Source organism: uncultured Caldilinea sp. (assembly GCF_937128415.1).
Lineage (GTDB): Bacteria > Chloroflexota > Anaerolineae > Caldilineales > Caldilineaceae > Caldilinea.
The window spans coordinates 1-5,000 of the sequence record NZ_CAKZMJ010000009.1; the positions used below are offsets into that span (position 1 = coordinate 1).

The 5,000-nt window shown below is 62.2% G+C and carries 4 protein-coding genes and 1 pseudogene (1 of these 5 running past the window's edge); 1 reads left to right on the top strand and 4 read right to left on the bottom strand.

The annotated features are described in order from the left end of the window. A pseudogene (locus Q0367_RS01440) lies at positions 1 to 1,182 on the top strand (hypothetical protein); the annotation flags it as partial. 131 nt (positions 1,183 to 1,313) lie between these two features. Here the strand turns inward: Q0367_RS01440 and Q0367_RS01445 are convergent. The 4 genes from Q0367_RS01445 to Q0367_RS01460 form a co-directional block, all read right to left on the bottom strand. Next, on the bottom strand, positions 1,314 to 2,975 hold the full coding sequence (locus tag Q0367_RS01445) for an ATP-binding protein (protein ID WP_298980691.1): 1,662 nt from the start codon (positions 2,973 to 2,975) through the stop codon (positions 1,314 to 1,316). A 100-nt stretch (positions 2,976 to 3,075) separates the two neighbouring features. Then, complete coding sequence (locus Q0367_RS01450; protein ID WP_298980692.1) at positions 3,076 to 3,678, bottom strand: hypothetical protein; 603 nt, start codon at positions 3,676 to 3,678, stop codon at positions 3,076 to 3,078. A gap of 6 nt (positions 3,679 to 3,684) precedes the next feature. Continuing rightward, positions 3,685 to 4,431: a Uma2 family endonuclease gene (locus Q0367_RS01455; protein ID WP_298980693.1), complete on the bottom strand. Its 747-nt coding sequence runs from the start codon at positions 4,429 to 4,431 to the stop codon at positions 3,685 to 3,687. A 166-nt stretch (positions 4,432 to 4,597) separates the two neighbouring features. Beyond that, positions 4,598 to 5,000: the 3' end of a carbohydrate ABC transporter permease gene (locus Q0367_RS01460; protein ID WP_298980694.1), read on the bottom strand. Its footprint extends 455 nt past the window's final position; 403 of the gene's 858 nt are visible here — the last part of the coding sequence; its start codon lies beyond the right edge, outside the window; it ends in the stop codon at positions 4,598 to 4,600.

Below are 5,000 nucleotides of genomic sequence, written 5' to 3' on the forward strand. Positions count from 1 at the left end.
AGCGTCTGCATCAACGGCGCCCGCATCTGGACGGCTACGGTCAGTCAGAGCGGAGCCTACGTCGCCGAGTTCATCCAAAACGGCAACGTCATTGCCTCCCAGCCGCTCACCCTCGCCGCCAACACGCCGCAGACCTTCACCTACCCCGGCGACGCCACCTTGCTCGACGCCGTGCGCCTCGTCTTCAACGGCTACGTCGTCGCCACCGACAACGGTCCCTTCGAGAGCTGCACGCCTACGCCTACGCCAACCCAGACGCCTACGAACACCCCAACGCCGACATCTACTCCGACTCCGACGCCAACGCCGACGTTCACACCAACGCCAACGCCGACGTTCACACCAACGCCAACGCCGACAGGCACGTTGACGCCGACATCGACTCCGACGCCGACCTTTACGCCAACGCCGACGTTCACGCCGACGCAGACGCCCACGGGCACGTTGACGCCGACATCGACTCCGACGCCGACCTTTACGCCAACGCCGACGTTCACGCCGACGCAGACGCCCACGGGCACGTTGACGCCAACGTCTACGCCGACGCCGACGTTCACGCCAACGCAGACGCCAACGCCTACTGAGACGCCAACATTGACTGTCAGCCTTACGCCTCGATGCACCGATGAGGGGTTAATTTGGGAGATCGTCTCCTCGCAGAGTGGACTCTATCAAGTTCAACTCCTCAGCAATGGAACGGTCATTGAAACCCTGCAGCTAACCCTGACTGCGAACACGACGCAGACCTTTGCGTTTGAAGGCGACTCGACTACGCCCAATGTGGTGAGGGTGCTCTATCAAGATGGCGAGGTGTTGGCGCAGGAAGGCCCCGAACCTTGTGTGAGCGGTCTCTCCGTTGCGCTGGCGCGCGTTTGCACGGCGAACGGCTACGAATGGACCGTGATCACAAATCGCTCCGGCGAGTACGTTGCGCAGTTGGTGAGCAACGGCGTGGTCATCGAGAGCATCAACCTGACGTTGACGGAGTTTGTCGATGAACAGTTCATCTTCCGGAACGATCCGACCAGTCCCAGGATCGTGCGGCTGCTCTATCAGGGCAGCGTCTATCTGGAGGAGCCTGGCCCGGCGACAGCCTGCGTGCCGACTGCGTTGCCGCCTTCGGAAGAGCCGAACTTGCCGGTGATGAACCATTTCCTCTACCTGCCGTCTATTCGACGCTGAAGTTCAAGGCGGCTTGCGGAGAGAGGAACGACCTGGGGACGCAAGGATCGATGAACCAAACAGCAAAGGGGAGGTGTTCCCTCCCCTTTGTTGTTTTTGATATTTTCAGAAAGATGGACGACGGCTCCGTTCTAGGCCCATAGCACGTCGCCGTCATCCTCGTAATTGATTTTCTTGTCCACAATAGGAGCGGCGGCGCGCTCCTCCGCCGCCAAGCGATCTTCCTCGAACCATTTGAGCCATTCCGCCGGCGCGTCCAGGTCCTGACCGCCGTGCTGCGTGATGCGACGGCGCACGCGCACCAGCACCGGCGTATTGACGCTGGCGCCGCTGACGATCACCTGCCCCTTGCTCAAACTCGGCAGCTCCTTGAGCAGGTCGCGGCCGACGCTCTCCACCGACTCGGCGATGCGGTTTTGGTCGATGGGATTGGTGATGCGCATGATGCACTGGGTCATGCATTGACTGAGCACGTCGCTGTCGAGCTTGCCCGGCCGCTGGGTGATCAGGCCGATGCCGACGCCGAACTTGCGTCCTTCGCTCAGGATGGTCTTGAGCACGTCGGAGCTGACGGCGTCGGCGTTGGCGGGCGCGTAGTTGTGCGCCTCTTCCAGCAGACAGAAGACCGGATAGGGGAGGTGGCTGGGATCGCCCCGCTCCAACTTGCCCTTGGCCGTGTCCATGCGCGCCTGATAGACGCGGCGCAACAGTGTGGCGACGATCACCTGTTGTTCGCGGCGATCAATCTCATTCAGTTGGATGATCGTGCATTGCCCAGGCCGAAAGAGCTCGTTCAGCTCCAGGTTCTCGAAGTCGTGGAAGATATGGCTGTTGCGCAGCGCGCCGTTCAGCCGCCACAACAGGCCCATCGTGGTGACGTCCTCTTCCTCCTCCTCGAAATTCTGGGGGGCCTTTTTGCTGTCGGCGGCCTCGCGCACGGCCTGAAGCAGTTGCTCCAGGGTGTAATGCTTTCGACGCTGCGCCATCTGATAGGCGCGGCGCAGTTGATAGTACTGTTTGTCGGTGAGCGGCGGCAACAGGTAATGAAGATCGGCCAGCGTCAGCGTGTCGATGCGCACGCGCAACTGATCGGGGCGAAAGATGCGCACGCGCGGCTTGTAGTCGCCCTCGCTGAACTCGCGCAGGTTCATCATCTCCTGAAGCGTGCCGTATTCGCCGTGAGGGTCGATCACGAGCACGGCGGCGCGATTGTAGGGGGCCATCAGCTCTTCGAGCAGGACGCCGGCCAGATAGCTCTTGCCGCTGCCCGTGCTGGCGATCACGGCCAGATGCGTGCCTGTGAAGCCGCGTACATCCAGCACGATCGGCGCAGCGCCTTCCGGGCGGCTGAGCAGGCTGCCGATGTACGCGCTGCCTCGCTCCCCACGTCGACGTTTGCTCAACACCTCCGTCAACAGCGCATCTGACGCAATGTAAACCGGCGCGCCGTTGACCGGCGGCACGCGCGGGTTAATAAAGTCGCCGAGCTGTGGGCTGTGATAGCCGAGCACCGTCACGGTGATTTCAAAGAGTTCGGTGGCGTCGCTTTCGTAGCCGAGCAAGGCGGCCACCGATGCGGGCGGCACCGACGGATCGGCCAGGAAACTATCCGGAAAGAGCTTGACCGGTCGGCGACCGGTGACGCGGCCCAGGATGGCGCGCTCCACGCCATCCACGACAGCCAGGTAGTAGACAAACTCTCCGTGCTTGACGCGTCGCTCCGGGTCCGGCGCAATGAAAAGATATTCGTTGGGCGTCTCCCCCGGCCCTTTGACGGTGCCAACGGCGGTCATAGCGTTTTCTCGAGTCATGGGACGTCAATCATGATTCTGTGGCGTGTTTCGTATTCCGTGGTGCGTCACGGAACGCGCCACACATTCACACGAGTCACTTTCACCCCGCCGGCTGCACGATGCTCTTCCACGCCAGGTTGTTGCGCATGACCGCCAGCCGGTTGCGACTGTGCGGAAAAAGCTCGCTCAGCCGGTCGATCACGGCCATCAACAGCGGCGCCACCAGCGCATGTTTCTGCGCCAGCAGGAGCGGCGTATAGCGAAGTTGCGGCTCCCCTGCGGCGTCGACGTGAAAGGCGTAGATTTCGTCGGTGGAGAGCAGGCGCACCGGACAGTTGACCGTCGCCGCCAGCGCCGGCACGCCCTGATGCGCCTGGCCTTGGGCGTCGAACCAGCCGATGCAGATCACGCCGAGCAGGGTGGCCGTCTCCGCCAGGTAATCGGGCGAAAAAATTTCCACCTCGTCGCGAGGGCTGAGCCGCGGCCCCAGAGAGCCGAACTCTGGGTTCATCAGCAGGGTGTTGTAGATGAGGCCGACCAGCACAACGCCGCTGTGCGCCTCCAGCTCAGCCGCCACAAAACCGCCAAAGGCATAATCCGTCAGATCCGGCGGATGCGGCGTCTCGCCGCTGTTGTACACCTGACAGACGTAATCGACGTGGGAATTCGATTTGACGATCTTACCGATCGGTCGATGCATCATCGGGGACTACTCCGCCTCCGGATCGATGCCCAGCGCAGCGAGCTTCGCCGCCAGCGCAGCTGCGCGCTGCTCGGCCAACTCGGCGCGCGCTCTCTCGGCGAGAAGCTGTCGCTCTTTTTCGGCCGCCGCTTCCTGGCCGGTGAGCAGAAGGTTCCCATCCGCGTCGCACCAACGCAGCCACACTTGCCTCATGCCTTCATATTCGCCTTCCCACAGCGTCAACCCTAGCCCCACTTGATCGAGCCACGGAGCGTCCAGCTCGGTGTAGCGCAGCCCTTGCCGGGCGAAGACGCGCAGCGGACGCTCGCCGATCAGCTTCTTCGGCTCGTAGACGACATAGTAGGCGACGCCGATGCGGGCGTAGTCGAGCAGTTTATCGCTCAATTCCTTCCCTTCTTTGTTCGAGACAATCTCGATCACGACGTCGGGCGGTTTGACGCACTCCCAGACGAAATAGGAGCGATGCTCCTTTTCCCACGGCTCTTCGGGCAGGGCGACGTCCAGGCTGAGCAACACGTCGGGCACGAGCGCGGGCTCGCGCAGATGATAAAACAAGCCAACGTTGGCCATCGCCACAAACGGACGTCCCTCGCCCGGCCCTCGCCAGGAGGCGTAGAGCGAATCGACGAGCAAGCGCATCTGGCGCTCGGAAAAGAGATCGTCCACGGGCGCTTCATCCTCGGTGACGAGGTGGGAGAGATCGAGTTTCTGGATAGGAAGCTCCTCGGCTTCCTGCATGACAGGCTCTGCCATGACATTGTCTCCTTCAAGGAACCCGGGCGCACTTCAGCAGACGCCTGCGCCTATTGTATACCGCACAAACGTTCTGTGCAACAGGCGAAAACACATGAATGTCTCGTCCCCAGCGGAGTGTTGGCGCGTGAGCCGAAGCCAGGCTATGTGCTTTCTCTGGACGCCTCTACCGCCCGCCCATGCCGCTCAGAGCGATGCCTTCCACGAACCATTTCTGACCGAGGATATAGATCACCAGCACCGGCAACAGCGCAATCACCGAGCCGGCCATGAGCAGATCCCACGCCGTGCTGTACTGTCCGACGAAGGCGGCCAGCCCCACCGGAATGGTGCGCATGTGTTCGGAGGTGGTGACGACCAGCGGCCAGAGGAAATCGTTCCAGGCGCCTTGAAAGACGAAGATCGCCAACGTCGCCAGCACCGGCCCGCTGAGCGGGATAATGATCTGCCACCAGATGCGCAGGCTGGACGCGCCGTCCATGCGCGCGGCCTCGTCGAAGTCGAGCGGAATGCCGCGGTAGTACTGGCGCAACAGAAAGGTGCTGAAGACGCTGAAAAGGCCGGGCACG

Coding starts and splice junctions, on each gene's coding strand:
- Q0367_RS01450 (WP_298980692.1), bottom strand. CDS start 3,678: ATGATGCATCGACCGATCGGTAAGATCGTCAAATCGAATTCCCACGTC.
- Q0367_RS01445 (WP_298980691.1), bottom strand. CDS start 2,975: ATGACCGCCGTTGGCACCGTCAAAGGGCCGGGGGAGACGCCCAACGAA.
- Q0367_RS01455 (WP_298980693.1), bottom strand. CDS start 4,431: ATGGCAGAGCCTGTCATGCAGGAAGCCGAGGAGCTTCCTATCCAGAAA.